General features: G+C 71.1%; 1 pseudogene. It reads right to left on the reverse strand.

The window, feature by feature from the left end:
- Positions 1–1,017 (reverse strand): annotated as a pseudogene (locus ACFV7R_RS47080) (IS200/IS605 family accessory protein TnpB-related protein); the annotation flags it as partial.
- Positions 1,018–1,207 lie beyond the last annotated feature (190 nt).

Here is a 1,207-nt window from a genome sequence, read left to right on the forward strand (position 1 = left end):
GTCGTAGAAGAACCGCCGGGGGGTGCCGATCGGGTTGCCGTGCACGTCGAGGTGCCAGGCGGCCAGGTGGTCGGTGTTGGTGTCCACCCCGATCACCCCGTGGGCGAGCGCGGCGTCCAGCGGGAGGGTCGTGGTGGGTGGAATCTGCCAGGCGGCGGTCACGTACCAGCGGTTCCGGGCCGGGTTGTAGTGGATGCGGTAGGCGACGGCCCGGTTGGCCTCGACGCGGTCGGCCCACTCGGTGCCTCGGTGGGCGAAGCGGACCGTGCCGGTGAGGACGTACCGGCCGTGCGGGGCGTTCGCCAGGTTCTTCAGCGGAGCGGGCAGCTTGATGCTCAGCCGACCGTCGGGGGCGATGCGGAGGGTCTCGTTGCCGTACCGCTTGCCGGACTCGCCGTCGGCCTGCAGGAACCAGCGCCCGCACTCCCACCGCCGACGCCACTCGGCTTCGGTCAGCTGCCCGGCTGCTTCCAGGTGGTGGCGGGCGCGGGCCAGGCGCTTGCCGCCGCGCACCACGTGCACAATCCCGGCCTTGTGGTCGGCCCGTTCCCGCTCCAGCCGGTCCTCCAGGACGCGAAGGCGGCGGGACTTGGCGAACCACTCCTGACGGGAGCGGTAGCCGCCCGGAGCGTTCTTGGATCCCTTCTGCCCGACCGGTTGCGCCAGCCGGTGCGCGATCGTGGCGACACCGGCCTCCAGGCTGTGGATGTGGGCGAGCTGGCAGCGGCGGGCCAGCGCCCACTGGTCGTGCGACGCCTTGGTGATCGCCCCGCCCCAGCGCGAAGACGCAGCTGGCGTCAGCGCGCGCTTCCTGGCCGCCCAGGTCTCGGTGGAGTGCTCCAGACCGTCCGCGCAGCGCGTCTTGAGGTCCCGCGACGCCAGCGAACCCAGATGCGCGCCGACCATCGCAAGAACCTTCTCGTCCTGCGCGGTGAGGTGCTTGATCCGGGTACGGATCGCCACTCCGGACGGGCCGGACGCAACGAACGGCTCGGCGACCTTCCGCAGCCCGCTCATCCCTCACCCCCGGCCCGGCTCCGCCCCGACGATCTCCTCCTCCATCCAACGAAGCCCGACCGCAGAGGTCACGCATTCGACGTCAGGATTTCCGTTCGCACCCCGAGCCGCTCTGGCGGACACGCGGGTCACGGCAACGACTGCTCGCACTCACTCTCGCTCACCAGAACACGCTTGAGCACACTTCAGC

This window comes from Streptomyces sp. NPDC059866 (assembly GCF_042731325.1).
Lineage (GTDB): Bacteria > Actinomycetota > Actinomycetes > Streptomycetales > Streptomycetaceae > Streptomyces > Streptomyces flavusporus.